At 62.0% G+C, this 18,388-nt stretch carries 14 protein-coding genes and 1 other RNA gene; 9 read left to right on the forward strand and 6 right to left on the reverse strand.

Annotation, left to right across the window (positions count from 1 at the left end; all coding sequences use genetic code 11):
* The first annotated feature begins 166 nt into the window (after nt 1–166).
* Both HJB89_RS11845 and HJB89_RS11850 read left to right on the forward strand, forming a co-directional pair.
* Nucleotides 167–1,579: an FAD-binding oxidoreductase gene (locus tag HJB89_RS11845; RefSeq protein WP_221115773.1), complete on the forward strand. Its 1,413-nt coding sequence runs from the start codon at nt 167–169 to the stop codon at nt 1,577–1,579.
* Between the two features lie 210 nt (nt 1,580–1,789).
* Nucleotides 1,790–5,497 (forward strand): AsmA-like C-terminal region-containing protein, encoded by a 3,708-nt coding sequence (locus tag HJB89_RS11850; RefSeq protein WP_221115772.1) that lies wholly within the window; start codon nt 1,790–1,792, stop codon nt 5,495–5,497.
* 96 nt (nt 5,498–5,593) lie between these two features.
* On the opposite strand, the gene HJB89_RS11855 is transcribed toward HJB89_RS11850, so the two are convergent.
* From HJB89_RS11855 to ssrA, 4 genes are all read right to left on the reverse strand, one after another.
* Complete coding sequence (locus HJB89_RS11855; RefSeq protein ID WP_207581085.1) at nt 5,594–5,812, reverse strand: ribbon-helix-helix domain-containing protein; 219 nt, start codon at nt 5,810–5,812, stop codon at nt 5,594–5,596.
* 169 nt (nt 5,813–5,981) lie between these two features.
* Nucleotides 5,982–6,176 carry a DUF4169 family protein gene (locus tag HJB89_RS11860; protein ID WP_007630199.1) on the reverse strand — a complete coding sequence of 65 codons (195 nt, stop codon included), beginning with the start codon at nt 6,174–6,176 and terminating at the stop codon, nt 5,982–5,984.
* Between the two features lie 47 nt (nt 6,177–6,223).
* Entirely contained in the window at nt 6,224–6,739 is a 516-nt protein-coding gene (locus HJB89_RS11865) for an SspB family protein (protein WP_207581084.1), read from the reverse strand.
* A 128-nt stretch (nt 6,740–6,867) separates the two neighbouring features.
* Nucleotides 6,868–7,230: a transfer-messenger RNA gene (gene ssrA, locus HJB89_RS11870) on the reverse strand.
* A gap of 111 nt (nt 7,231–7,341) precedes the next feature.
* On the opposite strand from ssrA, the gene HJB89_RS11875 reads away from it, so the two are divergent.
* The 5 genes from HJB89_RS11875 to HJB89_RS11895 all read left to right on the forward strand — a co-directional run bounded on the left by HJB89_RS11875 (nt 7,342) and on the right by HJB89_RS11895 (nt 12,852).
* Nucleotides 7,342–8,136 carry a thymidylate synthase gene (locus HJB89_RS11875; protein ID WP_207581083.1) on the forward strand — a complete coding sequence of 265 codons (795 nt, stop codon included), beginning with the start codon at nt 7,342–7,344 and terminating at the stop codon, nt 8,134–8,136.
* 13 nt (nt 8,137–8,149) lie between these two features.
* Entirely contained in the window at nt 8,150–8,668 is a 519-nt protein-coding gene (locus tag HJB89_RS11880) for a dihydrofolate reductase (RefSeq protein WP_221149913.1), read from the forward strand.
* 149 nt (nt 8,669–8,817) lie between these two features.
* Nucleotides 8,818–9,906, forward strand: a complete 1,089-nt coding sequence (hflK, locus tag HJB89_RS11885; RefSeq protein ID WP_207581081.1) for an FtsH protease activity modulator HflK — start codon at nt 8,818–8,820, stop codon at nt 9,904–9,906.
* A gap of 3 nt (nt 9,907–9,909) precedes the next feature.
* On the forward strand, nt 9,910–10,869 hold the full coding sequence (gene hflC / locus HJB89_RS11890) for a protease modulator HflC (RefSeq protein WP_221115768.1): 960 nt from the start codon (nt 9,910–9,912) through the stop codon (nt 10,867–10,869).
* A gap of 207 nt (nt 10,870–11,076) precedes the next feature.
* Nucleotides 11,077–12,852: a Do family serine endopeptidase gene (locus tag HJB89_RS11895; protein ID WP_207581079.1), complete on the forward strand. Its 1,776-nt coding sequence runs from the start codon at nt 11,077–11,079 to the stop codon at nt 12,850–12,852.
* Between the two features lie 306 nt (nt 12,853–13,158).
* Here the strand turns inward: HJB89_RS11895 and serB are convergent, their stop codons facing one another.
* Nucleotides 13,159–14,049 carry a phosphoserine phosphatase SerB gene (serB, locus tag HJB89_RS11900; RefSeq protein ID WP_207581078.1) on the reverse strand — a complete coding sequence of 297 codons (891 nt, stop codon included), beginning with the start codon at nt 14,047–14,049 and terminating at the stop codon, nt 13,159–13,161.
* Here serB and miaA point away from each other — a divergent pair.
* The gene (gene miaA, locus HJB89_RS11905) at nt 14,048–14,944 is read left to right on the forward strand and encodes a tRNA (adenosine(37)-N6)-dimethylallyltransferase MiaA (RefSeq protein ID WP_221149914.1); all 897 of its coding nucleotides are present in this window, start codon (nt 14,048–14,050) and stop codon (nt 14,942–14,944) included. The two genes, serB and miaA, sit on opposite strands and share 2 nt — an antisense overlap.
* A 308-nt stretch (nt 14,945–15,252) precedes the next feature.
* On the forward strand, nt 15,253–16,155 hold the full coding sequence (locus tag HJB89_RS11910; protein WP_221149915.1) for a dihydrodipicolinate synthase family protein: 903 nt from the start codon (nt 15,253–15,255) through the stop codon (nt 16,153–16,155).
* A gap of 64 nt (nt 16,156–16,219) precedes the next feature.
* On the opposite strand, the gene HJB89_RS11915 is transcribed toward HJB89_RS11910, so the two are convergent.
* Nucleotides 16,220–18,244: an ATP-binding protein gene (locus HJB89_RS11915; RefSeq protein WP_207581075.1), complete on the reverse strand. Its 2,025-nt coding sequence runs from the start codon at nt 18,242–18,244 to the stop codon at nt 16,220–16,222.
* Nucleotides 18,245–18,388: the final 144 nt, after the last annotated feature.

Genomic DNA, 18,388 nt, shown 5'->3' on the forward strand with positions numbered 1-18,388 from the left:
ATACCCAGCCTGCTGCATAATTCCTTAAATCGGAATCGATTTAAGGATGAAATTATGCAGCAATTTTAAAGTTCTACAGCGTCCTTTGCACATCTGAAAAGACGCGCGGCGCTGTAGCCTGCGGGACACGATACGGTTTCGGCGGAATGGCAGGGAGATTAAAGGGATGGCGCTGAAGGACGCGAAGGCCGGCACACGCAACGAGGCGGGCATCGCCGCCGTGCTCGGTATTCTCAAGCAGAGCTTCGGCGAGCGCTTCCAGACCGGCCAGTCCTTCCGCGAACAGCATGCCCACACGACCACCTACATCCCGCCGCAGTTGCCCGACGGCGTGCTCTTTGCCGAGAGCGCCGAAGATGTGAAGGCGGCGGTCAGGGCGTGTGCGGCCCACAAGGTGCCGGTGATCGGCTTCGGCGTCGGCACCTCGCTGGAGGGCCAGGTCAATGCCGCCAATGGCGGTATTTCCATCGATTTCAGCCGCATGAACCGCGTGCTCGAGGTCAATCCGGAGGACCTCGACTGCACCGTCGAGCCGGGTGTGACGCGCGAAGCGCTGAACATCCATCTGCGCGATACCGGCCTGTTCTTCCCGATCGATCCCGGCGCCAATGCCTCAATCGGCGGCATGGCGTCGACGCGGGCCTCCGGCACCAATGCCGTGCGCTACGGGACGATGAAGGACAATGTGCTTGCCGTCACCGCGGTCACCGCCAATGGCGAGGAGATCCGCACGGCGCGGCGCGCCCGCAAGTCTTCCGCCGGCTACGATCTGACGCGGCTCTTCGTCGGCGCTGAGGGTACGCTCGGCATCCTGACCTCGGTGACGCTGCGCTTGCAGGCGATTCCGCAGAAGATCGCCGGTGGCGCCTGCGCCTTTCCGAGCGTCAAGGCTGCTTGCGATGCCGTCATCATGACGATCCAGATGGGTATTCCGGTGGCGCGCATCGAGCTGCTCGATACGGTGCAGATGCGGGCCTGCAATGCCTATTCCAAGCTTTCCTATGCCGAAAGCCCAACGCTCTTCCTCGAATTCCACGGCACCGACGAGACGGTGCCGCTTCAATCGGCAGCCTTCGCGGAGATCGCGGCAGAATGTGGCGGGGCCGAATTCCTGTGGACCGCCAATGCCGAGGAGCGGACGAAACTCTGGAAGGCCCGCCACGACGCCTATTGGGCTGCAAGGGCGCTGGCGCCTGGGCTTGCCGCACTTTCGACCGATGTTTGTGTTCCGATATCGAGGCTCGCCGATTGCGTTTCCGAAACGCAGGCGGATATCGAGGAGCACCGGCTGCTGGGACCGATCGTCGGCCATGCCGGCGACGGGAACTTCCATGTGCTGTTGTTGTTCGACGATAGACGCGCCGAAGACATCGTCATGGCCGAGAGTTTCGTGCAGCGGCTCAACCGGCGGGCGCTCGACATGGACGGGACATGCACCGGTGAACACGGGATCGGTCAAGGCAAGATGGCGTTTCTGAAACAGGAACTCGGAGGCGCGGTAGATCTGATGCGACAGGTGAAACAGGCGCTCGATCCGGACGATATCTTCAATCCCGGCAAGATTTTCCACCATGGCTGACCGGAATATTCTCCTGAACTTGGGCCTTCGCCCCGGCATCGAGAGCGCTAGGGCATTTCCGTTCTCTGCACTTCGGAAATGCTCTGTCTTTTTGTTTTTCCGCAATTCGCTGAGAACATCACTTCGCGCTTTTCCCGGCAAAACCGCTGTGCACTTTTGCTGTAAGTGCTCTAGTGTCGGCACCAGAATCCCGAATGGAGAATCCTTGAATTGGTAGGCCGGTTCCTCGTCTTTCTGGGGGGAGTGATCGTCGTAGCGCTGTTTGTGGCGCTGCTTGCGCCGCTATTCATCGACTGGACGGATTTCCGCAAGAATTTCGAGGATCAGGCGAGCCGCATCATCGGCAAGAAAGTCACTGTCTACGGGACGGTGGATGCGCGGCTCCTGCCGTTTCCGTCGGTCACGCTGCATGATGTGCGCGTCGGCCAGGAAGCGGACGGCACGCCGATCGTCCAGGTCGAGCAGTTCTCCATGGATGCGGAACTCGCGCCTTTCCTGTCGGGAGAGGCGCTGATCTTCGACATGCGCGTCGTCAATCCGAAGGTGCGCCTGAGATTGCTCAAGGACGGCACGCTCGACTGGATGCGCGGCAGCCGCGCCGAAATACCGGCGAAAACCGTCGTTCTCGAAAACGTGCATGTCAGTGGCGGCGAAGTCGAGTTCATCGATGATCAGTCGGGCCGTTCACGCCGCATCACCGGCTTCAATGCGGAAATGTCGGCCAAGTCGCTGGCCGGCCCCTGGCGCATCGAGGGCGATGCGGCCCTTGACGGCGAGCACGGCAGCTTTTCGATCTCGAGCAGCCAGCCGGACGAGAAGGGCGTGCTGCGCATGCGCACGAAGCTTTCGCCGGACAAGCACCCCGTCAGCATCGATCTCGACGGTGAACTGAAGCTCGTCGACAGCAAGCCGAACTATCAGGGCCAGCTTTCGGCAGCGATTGAAAACCGCAACAGTGCCAAGCCCGCCAACAAGAAAGAGCAGCCGCCGCGCGTCAAGGGCCGCTTCGAGCTCACCAACGAACGCATCCGCATTCCCGAATACCGGATGGAGATCGGCCCAACCGACGATCCCTACGTCATAACCGGCGAGGCGACGCTGGATACCGGCAATGAGCCGGAATTCCTGTTGACCGCCGACGGGCAGCAGATCGATGTCAACCGCATCGGCAATCAGGGTGAGGCCGGCAAGACGACGCGCGACGCGGCGGTTTCGGCACGCCAGCGCCTTAATTCGCTGATCGATGTCATCGGCCAGGTGCCGATTCCGCAGGTGCCGGGCAAGGCGAGTGTCAAGCTGCCGGCGATCGTCGCCGGCGATACGACGCTGCGCGACGTGCAACTGGAGTTGGAGCCGGCCGGTACCGGCTGGATGATCGACAGCGCCAGCGGTACGCTGCCGGGGCGTACGCAGGTGGAAGGCAAGGGCAAGCTGCTGCTTCAGGGCGACGCCTCGTTCAACGGCCAGATCGTGGTGGCCTCCAGCCAGCCGACGGGACTTGCCTCCTGGCTTGCCGGCTCGGTCGATCCGGCCATCCGGCAATTGCGGCAGGCGGGCTTTTCCGCCAATGTCAGCCTGACACATGAATTGCAGCGGTTCGAAAATCTTGAAATCGCCATCGGGCCGGCGACCCTGAAGGGCCGGCTGGAGCGGCAGGCGCTTTCCGGCCAGACGCCGACGCTGTCGGTGGCGCTGAACGGTGATACGCTCGATCTCGATGCGCTGCAGGCGCTGAGCGGGCTGATGACTGGCCAGGATGCCGGCGACAACGTGCTGGACCACAAGATTGCCGCCCAGCTCAAGGCCGATAAGTTCACCGCCTTCGGCGTCGATGCCGAAAATGTCGAGACCACCTTCACGATCGCCGACGGCGCGCTTGCCGTCGACCGGCTGTCGATCAAGAACATCGCCGGCGCCGAGCTGACGGCGACCGGCAGGGCGGAAGGCTCGCTGCTCGACTACAAGGGCGCGGGCGAGATCACCTTCAAATCGGCTGATCCCGGCGGCTTCTTCACCATGCTGCGCGAGCACCTGCCGCATCACCCGGTGCTCGACCGGCTGGTGCGCAATGCCGGTTGGTACGGCAATACGGCGCTGCGCGGCGCGCTGACGCTCGGCGGTGATGAAGGCAACGCCCTGACGGTAACGCTGGCGGGCGTCTCGAATGGCAGCCGCGTCAATCTCGACTACCGCATGTCCGATCTCCTGGCGCTGACCGGCAACGGCACGACGAGCCTCGAAACGACGCTCGAAAACGCCGTGCCGTCCGTCTTGTTCGGCCAGGCCGGGCTCGATCCGCTGCCGGTCGATGTCGGCGCCAATGGCCGCCTGACACTGAAGGTGAAGGCATCGGGCAACGATCCTGCCGATGCGGCGCTGACCTTTGCGACCGACCGGACCTCGTTCACCGCCAATGGTAAGGTCGATGTCCGGCCGGAGACTTTCATGAACGGCCAGATCGTGCTTTCGCTCGACAGCGCCGACATCGACCCCTACCTCATCATGAACGGGATCGCCCTGCCGCAGACGGGAACCGGGCTGCCGTTCGGCCTGCAGGTCAATGCCGCCGTCGATAGCGACAAGATCGTCTTTTCCGATCTCAAGGGCCATGCGGCCGACAACGAGTTTTCAGGCGCGCTAAGCTTTGACCGGAAGGCTGCGAAGACGACCGCGTCCGGCGAGCTGAGGCTCTCCAAGGCTGATGCCGGCTGGCTCGGCGAGGCGGTGTTCGGCCAGATCGTCGATCCCGCCAATGGCGCGCTGACGACGGCGCCGCTCGGGTTGCCCGTCTTCAAGGATCTCGACGTCAATGTGAAGCTGACGGCCAAGCAGTTCTGGCCCGGTCTGCCGGAAACGGAGGTCACCGACTTTACCAGCAACGTCGCCTACAAGGGAGACGAGCTGCAGCTCAATGACATGGCCGGCAACTTGGATGGCGGAAAGCTCTCCGGCAATCTGCTGTTCACCAATGCCGATGGTACCGGCTTCCTGCAGACGAAGCTTGCACTTGCCGATTCCGATCTTGCCGGCGTCGTCTGGTTGCGCGACGGCGCGCCGATCGCCAACGGCAAATTCGGATTGTCGCTGTCGATGGAAGCCTCGGGCAAGACGATCGGCGAGATTGCCAGTTCGCTCAACGGTTCGGGCGAACTGAGGCTCGGCGAAACCAGCATACGTGGGCTGAACCTTGCCATCCTTCCACCGCTGCTTGCTGCGACCGACACGATGCAGGAGCAGATCAATGCCGGCAAGGTGCATCCTATCGTCGAGACGCTGCTCAGCAACGGAGAGGCGAAGCTGCCGCCACTCGGCATCCCCTTCAATATCACCGATGGGACATTGCGCGTGCAGAACGTCACCGTCGCCAACGATCTGGCCCGCATCACCGCCGATGCGCAGATCGCGCTGCCGGAGGAGCGGATCACCGCGACGCTGGGCGTCGGGCTCAATCCGGGCACGGAAGCGCTGTCCGGCGCCGAGCCGGCGCTCAGGCTGAATTTTTCCGGCATGCTGCCGTCGCCCGGCAAGACGATGGATGTGACCGATATCACCAGCTATCTGTCGCTACGCGCTTTTGAGCGCGAGCGCCGGCGCGTCGAGCGGCTACAAGCGATCGTGCTCGAAAAGCAGCGGCTGCGGCGCGAGGCAGCACTCTACCGGTTCAATGACGCCGAGCGCGTCAAGGCGGCTGAGATCGAGCAACAACGGCAGGCGGAGGAAGAGCGACTGCGCGCATTGGCGCAGGCAGCGGCGGCGCAAAAGGCTGCTGCCGAGGCTGAGGCTGCACGCACGGCGGAAGCCAAAGCCAAGGCGGATGCGCAGGCGAGGGCTGCCGCCGAGGCGGAAGCGGCGCGGCGCAGCGGGCCGCTGCCCGGTTCGCTCAATTTCGACCAGGTGCCAGGCGTTCAGGCGCAATGAAAATGCATGGGATTTGATTACAGCTCGCGGCTACAGCGCCGCGCGTCTGAAAGACGCGCAAAGGACGCTGTAGCGCTTTCGATTCCGATTTAAGAACTATGCAGTAGCGCCGGCTTTCGCCCAAGCGAGCACATGCAGCCGGAGCGCCGAGGACAGGTTGCTGTCTGGCGGCCGATGATCATCGATCTCCGAAATCAGCGCGGCGAGCGGTATAGAGCGGCTTGCGGCGATCGTCTTCAGCTCGGCCCAGAATTCATCCTCCAGCGAGAAACTGGTGCGGTGGCCGTGTAATGTCGCCGAATGCTTGCGGATCATGAAGCGGCTTTACATCTTGATGGGATTGTCAGATCGATTCATGCAAACCGCATAAGTGGCTGATCTCAATGCAGGTCGCCCGGAAGTGTGCAGCAGTTGCGGGACAACGACATGCACAAGACAAAACTTTCAGAGTTCACTCCGGCTGTTCAAGCTTTGCATGAAACCGTCACGCGCCATCGTCATCCGTCTCGATCCGGCCGTCTCGATGCGCCCTGTCAGCCTTTTCGTTCAGGCTGCGGGTGAGCTGCTTTTCGGCCTTGGTGCGGCCGAAGGAAATACGGTTCTGTTCGGCCTGCGTCTCCTTTTCGGAGCGGGCCTGCTTCTTGCGGAATTGGCGCAGATTGACGATTTCGGCACTCATGCGGGGCCTTAATCCTTATGAAAAAGGGAGGCTTGGCCTCCCTTCAATCACTGCTTCTTGCGGAAGGAGTCGAGCGAGACGACCGAACCCGGTTTCTTCTCTTCGCCATCGGCAGGTTTTGCTCCTGCGGCCTCATCCGACTTTCCTGCCGCGTCGACTGGATAGGCGGTGATTTCACCGGACGGCAATTCCTCGCCATCGGCGAGCGGAACGTCGAATTCGAGCTCGAAATTGACGGAGGGATCGTAAAAGCCGCGGATCGCATTGAACGGGATGACCAGCTTTTCTGGAACGTCGGAGAAGGAAAGGCCGATCTCGAAATGCGTCTCGGTGATCTTCAACTCCCAAAACTGATGCTGGATGACGATGGTCATCTGCTCGGGATATTTCGACTTCAGGTGCTGGGAAATGCGTACGCCGGTGGCACCGGTGAGGAAGGTGATGAAGAAGTGATGGTCGCCCGGCAGGCGGCCCGTCGCTCCGACTTCCGCCAAAACCTTGCGGATGACGCCGCGAAGTGCATCCTGTGCCAGAATGTCGTAGCGGATATGATCCTGCCCCATGCTTTTCCTGTCTTTCGTCGGTTCGGAAGTCTTTTCACAAGGTTATATGCCACGTCCAGGCGCCTTGGGAAAGACCGGAGCCGAGTCACGTTTTTAAGCAGCATACATGATTTCGGCGGCAGGGAGAAGGTGAAGGCTTCTGTTGCCAGGTGCCTTCGGACCCCGCCTAGAGGTGCGAACCACTAGGACTTTGATTGAAGTGTCACACCGCGATTAAGCAGCGAGACGAGCTTCCGCATAGTTGTCGTTTGCAACTACAATTTTAGCCCGATAACGGCGGTACAATGCCGAGCAAAAAGACGATCTTTACACCCTTGTCGATCCTGTTTCGCCCCCATCAAAAGCCGGCCTTCGAGGCCGCCGGTTTTTGGTGGAGGCGCCGGGTACCGCCCCCGGGTCCAATAGGCTTATTACACCGCTCATTTATCGCCATAGCCAGCCCGAAAGCTAGCACGGGTGATATAGTGGTTTCCTCAGCCGATGGAAAGGGCAAACGTCATAAAAGCGTTATGCGATCCATCAGAAATATTGGGAAAATGCCTGCCGGCGATTGGTTTCCTGCTGCTAGAGGCTTAAATTAACGCAAACGGAATCAGCGCAACATGAAGCAATATCTCGATCTCCTGACCCATGTGATGGAAAAGGGCTCCGACCGGGGCGACCGCACCGGCACCGGCACGCGCTCGGTCTTCGGCTATCAGATGCGCTTCGATCTCGAAGAGGGCTTTCCCGTCCTCACGACGAAAAAGCTGCATCTGCGCTCGATCATCCACGAGCTCCTCTGGTTCCTGAAGGGCGAGACGAACATCCGCTATCTCAAGGAGAACGGCGTTTCTATCTGGGACGAGTGGGCTGACGAAAACGGCGATCTCGGGCCGGTCTACGGCGCCCAGTGGCGCTCTTGGCCAGCGCCGGATGGCGGCCATATCGACCAGATCGCCAACCTCGTCAAAGGTATCGTCAACAACCCGAATTCGCGCCGCCACATCGTCTCGGCCTGGAATCCGGCCGAGGTCGACGAGATGGCGCTGCCGCCCTGCCATTGTCTATTTCAGTTCTATGTCGCCGAAGGCAAGCTTTCCTGCCAGCTCTATCAGCGCTCGGCCGACATTTTCCTCGGTGTGCCGTTCAACATCGCCTCCTATGCGCTTTTGACGATGATGGTGGCTCAGGTGACCGGGTTGAAGCCCGGCGATTTCGTTCACACGCTTGGCGACGCCCATCTCTATCACAATCATTTCGACCAGGCGAAGCTGCAGCTGGCGCGCCGGCCGAAGCCGCTGCCTTTCCTGCGCATCAACCCCGATGTAAGGGACATCTTCGGCTTCACCTTCGACGATTTCGAGCTGATCGGCTACGAGGCCGATGCCAGCATCAAGGCGCCGATCGCGGTCTGATCCGGGATATTTCATGGCTGACATCCGCAAGACCATTATCGTCGCCGTTGCGCGCAACGGTATCATCGGCCGCGACGGCGACATGCCTTGGCGGCTTTCGAGCGATCTCAAGCGCTTCAAGGCGCTGACATTGGGCAAGCCGGTCGTGATGGGCCGCAAGACCTACGATTCAATCGGCAAGCCGCTGCCGGGGCGGCCGAATGTCGTCATCTCGCGGCAGGTGGCGATCGACCATGCTGATGTCTCCATTGCGCATTCGCTGCCGGAGGCGATGACGGCGGCCGAAAGGCTGGCCATCGAAACGGGCGTCGACGAGATCTGCATTATCGGCGGCGGGCAGGTTTACGCCCAGGCGATCGGCCTTGCAGACCGGATGTGCATCACCCATGTCGAGGCCGACCTCGATGGGGACGCTTCGTTCCCCGCGATCGATCCCGACATCTGGCGTGCAGGGGAGTCTATCGCGGTTCCGGCCGGCGAGAAGGACAGTCACCCCACGCGCTTCGTCGTCTATGAACGCCGACACGGCTGAAAATGAACTATTTTCCATTTAAATTGACCAAGTTCCTCACGTTGCGTTGAAAGCGGATGCGGCGATACCTATAACGGTCACCAACGCATCCACCGGTCAGCCCCCACGGTTCCGGATGCGTGGAAGACTTAACGAACAACGAGGTTTTGATGCCCTGGAGCAATCAGAATGGCGGCGGCGGCCCTTGGGGCGGCGGCGGCGGTAATAATAATCAGGGACCATGGGGCCAGGGGCCGAACCGCCCGCGCGGCGGTGGCAGCGGCAAGGGCGGACCGCCCGATCTGGAAGATATCATCCGGCGCGGCCAGGACCAGCTGCGCAACATCATTCCCGGCGGTTTCAACGGCGGCGTCGCGGTGATCGTCGCGGCGATCGTCGCAGTCTTCTGGCTGATCCAGTGCGTCTACGTGGTGCAGCCGGATGAGCGCGGCGTCGAACTGCGGTTCGGCAAGCCGAAGGACGAGATCTCGATGCCCGGCCTGCATTTTCATCTGTGGCCGATGGACTCCGTCGAGACCGTCAAGGTGACCGTGCAACAGCTGAATATCGGGGCGACCTCGGCATCGTCTTCAAACGGCCTGATGCTGTCTAGTGACAAGAGCGTCATCAACGTGCAGTTCGCCGTGTTCTACACGGTCAGTGATCCGAAGGCCTATCTCTTCAACGTCGAAAATCCGGCAGAGACCCTGCAGCAGGTTTCCGACAGCGCCATGCGCGAAATCGTCGGACGGCGTCCGGCGCAGGACGCCTTCCGCAGCAATCGACAGCCGATCGAAGTGGACGTGCTCAATATCCTGCAAGATACGATGAACCGCTACGGCGCAGGCGTGACCGTCACCGGCGTGACGATCCAGAACGTGGCGCCGCCGCGCGAAGTCGCCGATGCTTTCGAAGAAGTGCAGCGTGCCGGTCGCGACCGCGACAGCACGATCGAAGAGGCCAATCGCTACACCAACCAGAAGCTCGGCCAGGCGCGAGGCGATGCGGCGCGAATCCGTGAAGATGCAGCCGCCTACAAGGACCGCGTCGTGAAGGAGGCGGAAGGTGAGGCGCAGCGCTTCACTGCGATCAACGACGAATATGCGAAGGCTCCCGAAGTGACCCGCAAGCGGCTGTTCATCGAAACGATGGAGCAGGTACTGAAGAATTCGAAGAAGGTCATTATCGACGAGAAGCAGGGCGTGCTGCCCTATCTGCCGCTCAATGAGCTCGGCAAGCCGGCGCAGCAGGGAGGTTGAGCCATGATATCGAACAGACTTCCCATCATACTCCTCATCCTCGCCATCGTTCTGGTCGGGCTCTATTCGTCCATCTTCGTGGTGAATGCACGCGAGCAGGCGATCGTCGTCCGCTTCGGCCAGATCCAGTCGGTCAAGACCGAGCCCGGCATCTATTTCAAGCTGCCCTTCGGCTTCATGGATGCCGACCGCGTTCAGCTGGTCGAAAAGCAGGCATTGAGGCTCGATCTCGACAATATCCGCGTTCAGGTCCAGGACGGTCAAACCTTCGACGTCGACGCCTTCGTGATCTATAACATCTCGGATGTTCGCCGCTTCCGCGAAACGGTCTCGGGCGATCGCGAGGCCGCAGAAGCGCGGTTGAGGGCGCAGCTCGATTCATCGCTTCGCCGCGTCTACGGTCTGCGCGATTATAATGCCGCGCTCTCGGAAGAGCGTGTCGCGATGATGCTGGAGATTCGCGACGACCTGCGAACCGATGCCGAAAATCTCGGCCTGCATATCGACGATGTTCGCATCCGCCGCACCGACCTTTCGCCTGAGGTTGCGCCCAACACCTATAACGCCATGCGCTCGGAACGCCTGGCCGAGGCCGAGCGTATCCGTGCCGAGGGTAATGAAGAAGGCCAGCGGCGCCGAGCCATCGCCGACCGCCAGGTTGTCGAGTTCACCGCGGGCGCCCAGCGCGATGCGGAAATCCTGCGCGGTCAGGGCGACGCGGAACGCAACCGCGTCTTCGCCGACGCCTTCAGCAAGGATCCTGGTTTCTTCGAGTTCTATCGCTCGATGGCGGCCTATTCCTCCGCGCTCTCGTCGCAGGACACGACATTGGTGTTGTCGCCCAATTCGGAATTCTTCCGCTATTTCGACAATGCCGCCGGCACCCTGCGAACGCCGACAAATCCGGCGGCGGCAATTCCCGGCGCGGCTGCTCCCGCAGCACCCGCGCAGCCGGCGAACTGACGCCAAAGGATGCCATTCGCATCCTGACAATCCTGGAAGGGCCGGCCCGAGTGCCGGCCCTTTTTTCGTGGAAAGGTCGAGATAATCAGGCTTTTGCGAGGGCGCATCATATTGCTCGGGGATTTCGCGAAAAGGTGATTTCACCCTCCATCATTCCGCCTTATGCTGGTGCTCAATGTGCGCATTTACCGCTTATGAGGATGCTTGATGGCCCCCACGACTCGCTCGCCCTTCAGACGAACGCTCGCGCTTATGGCCAGCGCTGCAATTCTTGCGCATGCCGGCATGAACGGGGCCGCCTATGCGCAAACCGCGCCTGAGACGACAGCGCCTGGGGTTGTTGCACCCGCTCCTTCTACTCCGGAAACGGCCGCTCCTGCACCTACGCCGCCTGCACCCTCCGCACCGCAGCAGGCCGCACCGATGCAGGCCTCACCAATTCAGGCCCCAGCAATTCAGGCCCCAGCAATTCAGCCCGGAGTGCCCAACAGTGGTCCGGCTTCGGTTGCCGATCTCGCCGAGGGGCTGCTCGACGCCGTGGTCAACATCTCGACCTCGCAGAATGTGAAGGACGACGAGGGCGCAGGCCCGGCGCCGCGGGCGCCCGACGGCTCGCCGTTCCAGGAATTCTTCAACGATTTCTTCAACAAGCAGCAGGGCAACAAGGGCCCGAACCATAATGTCAGCTCGCTCGGCTCCGGCTTCGTCATCGATCCGGCCGGCTATATCGTCACCAACAACCATGTGATCGAGGGTGCCGACGACATCGAGATCAATTTTGCCAATGGTTCGAAGCTCAAGGCGAAGCTGATCGGCACGGATACGAAGACCGATCTTTCGGTGCTGAAGGTCGAGCCGAAGGCACCGCTGAAATCGGTGAAATTCGGCGATTCCAGCACGATGCGCATCGGCGACTGGGTGATGGCGATCGGCAATCCGTTCGGCTTCGGCGGCTCGGTGACGGTGGGCATCATTTCCGGGCGCGGCCGCAACATCAATGCCGGCCCCTACGATAACTTCATCCAGACGGATGCGGCGATCAATAAGGGCAATTCCGGAGGGCCGCTCTTTAACATGAAGGGTGAGGTGATCGGCATCAACACCGCGATCATTTCGCCGAGCGGCGGCTCGATTGGTATCGGCTTCTCGGTACCCTCCGAGCTTGCCTCAGGCGTCGTCGACCAATTACGCGAATATGGTGAGACGCGGCGCGGCTGGCTCGGCGTGCGCATTCAGCCGGTGACCGACGATATCGCCGACAGCCTCGGGCTCGACACCGCCAAGGGCGCGCTGGTCGCCGGGGTCATCAAGGGCGGCCCCGTCGACGATGGTTCGATCAAGGCTGGCGATGTCATCTTGAAATTCGACGGCAAGACCGTCAGCGAAATGCGCGATCTGCCGCGCGTTGTGGCGGAAAGCACGGTCGGCAAGGAAGTCGACGTGGTGGTGCTGCGCGACGGCAAGGAACAGACCGTCAAGGTCAAACTTGGCCGGCTCGAGGACAGCGATCAGGCGGCAGCATCCGACGATGCGGCGCCCGATGGTTCACAGGATGACGGGGTGATTACGCCTGATCCCGGCGAGAACAACGACATGGACCAGCCGGATTCCGACGATCAGGCGCAGCCCACACCGGGCAAGCCCGACCATCACCAGGGCCAGGTGTCGCCGGATGCGGCAACGCCGAAGAACGTGCTCGGGCTGTCGCTGTCGCTTTTGAGTGCCGAAACGCGCAAGGCTTTCGGCATCGCCGAGAGCGTCGACGGTGTCGTCGTGACGGAGGTGACGCCCGGTTCGGCCTCGGCCGAAAAGGGGTTAAAGCCAGGCGATGTGATCGTCGAGGTGGCGCAGGAGTTCATGAAGTCGCCGGATGCGGTCGCCGCCAAAGTGCAGGCGTTGAAACAGGAGGGCCGCCGCAACGCCCAGTTGATGATCGCATCGGCAAACGGCGATCTGCGGTTTGTGGCGGTGCCGATGGAGTAAGGGGACGGCGGCGGTGACCGTCTCGCTGCCGTGGCCTCGACTTCCTTCATTGACAAGCACTGGAATGAGCGAGGAGAGGGCGTGCCGTGCGGTACCCCCTCTGCCCTGCCGGGCATCTCCCCCACAAGGGGGGGAGATCGGATATGGCCTGCGCCTCCTATCTATCGTTTTGCCGTGCTGGACGTTAATTGTTTGGGGAAGCCAGTGCGCCCAGCCGATCTCCCCACCTGTGGGGGAGATGTTCGGCAGGGCAGAGGGGCGGCCACAGTCACACGGGTGAAGGCGGAGAAGTGTGTGTCGCGTGGTTTACGCGGTCACAAAATCCGTCTTCCTATAGCCCTGGACGTAGAGCAGGGCGGTCAGGTCGCCGTGGTCGATGCGCATTTTGGCTTCTGCGGCAACGGCGGGCTTGGCGTGGAGGGCGACGCCGGCGCCGGCGAGGTGCAGCATGCCGAGGTCGTTGGCGCCGTCGCCGACGGCGATTGCTTCTTCCGGCGAAATGCCAAGGCTTGCCGAAATCTCGTTCAGTGCATCGACCTTCGCCTGCTTACCGAGGATCGGTTCGGCGACAAAGCCGGAGAGGATGCCGCCGTCTTCGAGCAGCGTGTTGGCGCGGTTCTCATCGAAGCCGAGAGTGGCGGCGATGCGGCTGGTGAAGACGGTGAAGCCACCGGAGACGAGGGCGGTGTAGTGACCTTTCGACTTCATGGTGGCGATCAGTTCCGGGCCGCCCGCCGTCAGCGTGATGCGCTTGGCGATCACTTCGTCGACGACCGATATCGGCAGGCCCTTCAACAGGGCGACGCGTTCGCGCAAAGCGGGCTCGAAGGCGATCTCTCCGTTCATGGCGCGGGCGGTGATGGTCGCGACCTTCTCCTTCAGGCCAACTTCGGCGGCAAGTTCGTCGATGCATTCCTGGCCGATCATGGTCGAATCCATGTCGGCGATCAGCAGCTTCTTGCGGCGGCTTTCCTGCTCCTGGATGACGAGGTCGATCGGCGCGCCTGATAGGACTGCAAGAATATTGGCCTCGGCCGCTTGCGCATCCATGCCGTCACGCAGCGCGATGTCGCAGGCGATGCCGTCGGCCAGCCAGTAGAGGCCGGCAGCGTTCACCGCCTCGGCCGCCTTTTCGGCGATTGCGGGTGTCAGCACGGGATTTGACGGATTGGCAACAAGCGTGGCAACGAGGGCCATGATGGAAAACCTTCTGAGCACAGTGAACGCGATCCTGATAACCGGGCCGACCGCCAGCGGCAAGTCCGCTCTCGCCGTCGAACTGGCAAAGCGCCATCGCGGCGCGGTCGTCAACGCCGATAGCATGCAGGTCTATGACACGCTGCAGGTGCTGACCGCGCGCCCGTCGGAAGAGGAGATGCAGGGTGTGCCGCATCATCTCTACGGCCATGTGCCGGCGGGTTCCGGTTATTCCACTGGCGCCTGGCTGCGCGATGTCGCGGTGCTGCTGCCGGCGCTCAGAGCTGCCGGCCGGCTGCCGGTCTTCGTCGGCGGCACCGGGCTCTATTTCAAAGCGCTGACCGGCGGCCTCGCCGATATGCCCGAGATACCGGAGGCGTTACGGGAGGAATTCAGGGCGCGGCTGCTGGAGGAGGGGCCGGAGGGGCTTCATGCAGAGCTTGCCGAGGCCGATCCCGCCATGGCGGCAAGCCTCAACCGCCAGGACGGGCAGCGCATCGTCCGGGCGCTTGAAGTGGTCAAGGCGACGGGACGGTCGATCGCCGAATTCCAGGGCCGGTCCGGACCAGTGGTGATCGACGCTGCCCAGGCTCGCAAGATCGTCGTGCTGCCGGACCGGGCGGTGCTGCATGAGCGCATCAACGGTCGTTTCGAAAACATGCTGCGGCAGGGCGCGGAGGACGAGGTGAAGACGCTGGTGGCGCTTGGTCTGCCGGCCGAGGCCCCTGTGATGAAGGCAATCGGCGTGCCGCAGATTGCGGCGATGCTGAAGGGCCAGATGACGCGCGACGAGGTGCTGGAGAAGGGGGCTGCGGCAACGCGGCAATATGCCAAGCGGCAAATGACCTGGTTCCGCAACCAGATGGACGGCAGCTGGGAACGGCTGACGGTTTAGGTGAGGCGGCGAAGTCGTTCGGCTGTCGCACTTGTGCTGGGTATTGGGCAAAATCCACTTTCATTCTGTGCGGTTGTTCGTGACCATAAGAGCCCGCCTTCGTCGACGGCTCCCGGTCGGTCTCGATCAGGCATATGGTAACCGGGTACTTTGCGATCGCAGGAGATCTGATAAGTGTCATTGGCATAGTCGACATTGGTGCTGTTACCAAAGTCTGCGTCGGCGACCGAGGGAAGTCTTGCCGTGTTTTTCGCCGGTGCCGGATCGCGCCTGTTGTTCTCATGTCGACCGTCTTTTAGGATCGCATCATGTCTGTCGCTTCACCGTTTCATAGCCTTTCGGCCTTTCCGCCGACCCCCGCCGATATAGATGGCCGCGTGGACACCGAATCCCTCTGCCGCCTGCTGGATCGTCTGTGTGACGCAGGCGTCGCTTCCATCGGCCTTCTCGGCAGCACCGGGATCTACGCCTTTCTCACGCGTGAGGAGCGGCTGCGGGCCGTTCAAGCTGCGGTCGAGTGCGTCGCAGGTCGCGTTCCCCTCGTCGTCGGCGCCGGTGCCCTGCGGACGGACCATGCCGTCGATCTCACCAGGGATGCCGAGGCCGCTGGTGCAGACGCTCTTCTGCTGGCGCCCGTCTCATATACGCCGCTCACCCAGGAAGAAGCCTACCAGCACTTCCTCGCGGTCACGAAGGCGGCGAAGCTGCCGCTTTGCATCTACAACAATCCCGGCACGACCCACTTTACCTTCAGCCGGGACCTTTTGCAGCGGCTCTCCGAGATCGAGACAATCAGGGCGGTGAAGATGCCTCTGCCCGTTGACAGCGATTTCAGAGGCGAACTGGCGGCATTGCGTCAGACGACGAACCTTGAGATCGGCTACAGCGGCGACTGGGGCGCTGCCGAGGCGCTCCTCTCAGGCGCCGACGCCTGGTACAGCGTCGTCGGCGGCTTGTTTCCGCGCGTTGCTCTTGCGCTAACCACAGCCGCGATTGCCGGAGACCGCGCCGAGACGCTCCGGCTCGATGGCCTCCTGCAGCCGCTCTGGAAAACGTTCAAGGATTTCGGAAGCATCCGTGTGGTCTATACGCTGGTCGACGTTCTTTCTCTCGCCCAGGTACAGCTGCCGCGGCCACTCTTGCCGCTTGGGCCGATGGATCGGCAGCGTGTGCTCGACGCTGTCGAGCCCCTGATCGCCTTGGAACGGTAGGGCATGATGTCGTCCGAAAACCGCTACGCTTTTCGGGTCGTACTTTGGAGATCGAGCGCCAGCGTCAATCCTTGTTGTAGAGGCTGCTCAGCGGTTTTTTCAGGATGCTTTCGCGCAGCGACGTGCCGGGTTCCCGGCGGGTGATCGCGGGCTGGTCCGTCGGTGATGCCGGCCGGGGGAAGACCGGCTCCTCGCGGCGCATCTCGCGGCGGAGCGCGTCCAGCCGGGGGTCGATCGCTGGCGGTGCGACCGGGTCCAGTCGCGGTGTCTGCGGCAGCAGTTCGCGCCGGTAGGATTCGAGCGGAGCGGACGACGGCGCAGGCGGCGCGTAGGGTATTGCGTCGATATCCTCGTCGGCTGCATCGGCCTCGTCGGGGCCTGCGGCGGACGCAGCATAGCTCACCTGGAAATTCGAGATGTCGGGTCCGACAGTGACCGCCCGCATGCGGGTGACGATCTTGCGCAGGTCGACCGTATCCGGATCTTCCTCACTGTGTTTGCTGTTGGCGCTGCTCGCCTTCGGCAGCAGGCTCTCGTCGACGCGGGAAAAGCGCATGCGCATCGGTACGCTGATCGCCTCGCCGAAAGCAATCGCCTCACCGTTGCCGATCGAGGAGATGAAACTCGTCGTCGAGATCGACGAGTTCGGGATGGCCGAGCGGATGATTTCCTGGTCTCGGTCGTTGGCAAGGCGCATGGCAAAGAGTGTCGAGCACTGCGACAGGATCGTCTGGTCGAGCTCACCCGGCCGTTGGGTGATGATGCCGAGCGAGACGCCGTATTTGCGTCCCTCCTTGGCGATGCGGGCGATCGCCTGGCGCGTCGGCACGAAGCCGAGGCTCGGATCGGAGGGGATGTAGCGGTGGGCTTCTTCGCAAACGACCAGCATGTGGATGGCGCCTTCGCTCCACAGCGCCACCTCGAAGGCCATGCGGCAGAGCACGGAGGCGACCGAATTGACGACTTCGGAGGGAATGCCGGCGAGCTGGAAGGCGCAGATCGGCCGGTTCTCGCCCGGAACGCGGAAGATCTGCGCGATGGTCTCGGTGATCGTGTCGCTGATCGTGTTGTTGGAGAACATGAAGTGGTAGCGCGGATCGTTGATCGCGGCGATCAGGCGCATTTTCAGCGACCGGAGGAAGGGCTTTTCGGTACGGCCTTCGAGGCGACCGATGCGCTCGTCGATCAGCGCCAGCAGATCGGCCATGCGGTAGGGCACCGGCGTGTCGGCGGTGATGGAACTCTTTTCCGTCGTGCGGCGCACCAGCGAATTGTCACTGCCGCGGAAGGCGCGTTTGGCTTCCGGCAGGATATCGCGCAGCATGTCGAGCTCTTCGGGCACCGGCGGGCGGCCGCGAAAGACGACTTCGGCAAACTCCTCCAATCGCATCAGCCAGAAGGGCAGGTCGAGCGTATCGGTATCGATCGTGACGGCGTGGTTGGGAAAGGCAGCGGCGAATTCGTTATGCGGATCGAGGATCAGCACACGCAGTTTCGGATCCGCCGCGATCGCTTTGTGCAAGAGCAGCGACACGGCCGTCGACTTGCCGACGCCGGTGGAGCCGACGACGGCGAAATGCTTGGAGAGCATCGAGGGGATGTGGATCGCTGCGTCGATACTTTCATCCTGAGTCAGCTTGCCGATGACGGCGGTCGTGCCCTCTCCCGCATCATAGATGCGTATCAGGTCGGCAGCGCGGATGCGATGGGCGATGGCGCCGAGATAGGGATAACACGAGATGCCGGTCGAGAATTCTTCGCGCCCGTCCTCATCGACACGGACTTCGCCGAGCAGCTCGGTCTCGATTTTGAAATTATTGTCCTCGCCTTCGCCCCAGGCATGGCTGCCGGTGTTCATCTGGTAGACGAGGGCGACGACGCGGTTGCGGCCGACACTGATCGAAATCAGCCGACCGACGGACCAGAGTTCGGTCAGATCGGTGCCGCCTTCTTCGGCGACGGCAGCAATGGTCGCCCGCGAGCCGCTGCACGCAACGACGCGGCCAAGAAAGCGATTTCCCGGTGCATGGCCATCGCGGCGATCGTGCTCGCCTGCCTTGCCAGACACGCGCAAGTCGTTGTTGAGCAAAGGGCTACTCCCTGCAATGGGACATAAGAATAAAGTCCATCCTTTAACAAATCCTTCAAACCATGGTTTTTAGAGGGTAAAGGAGCGCGGATGGATTTTTATTGCGGCATGCGTTGACGCTGCGAAATTTTCTGTCTATCACTT

It is taken from the genome of Rhizobium sp. NZLR8, assembly GCF_019685025.1.
In the GTDB taxonomy this organism is placed as follows: domain Bacteria; phylum Pseudomonadota; class Alphaproteobacteria; order Rhizobiales; family Rhizobiaceae; genus Rhizobium.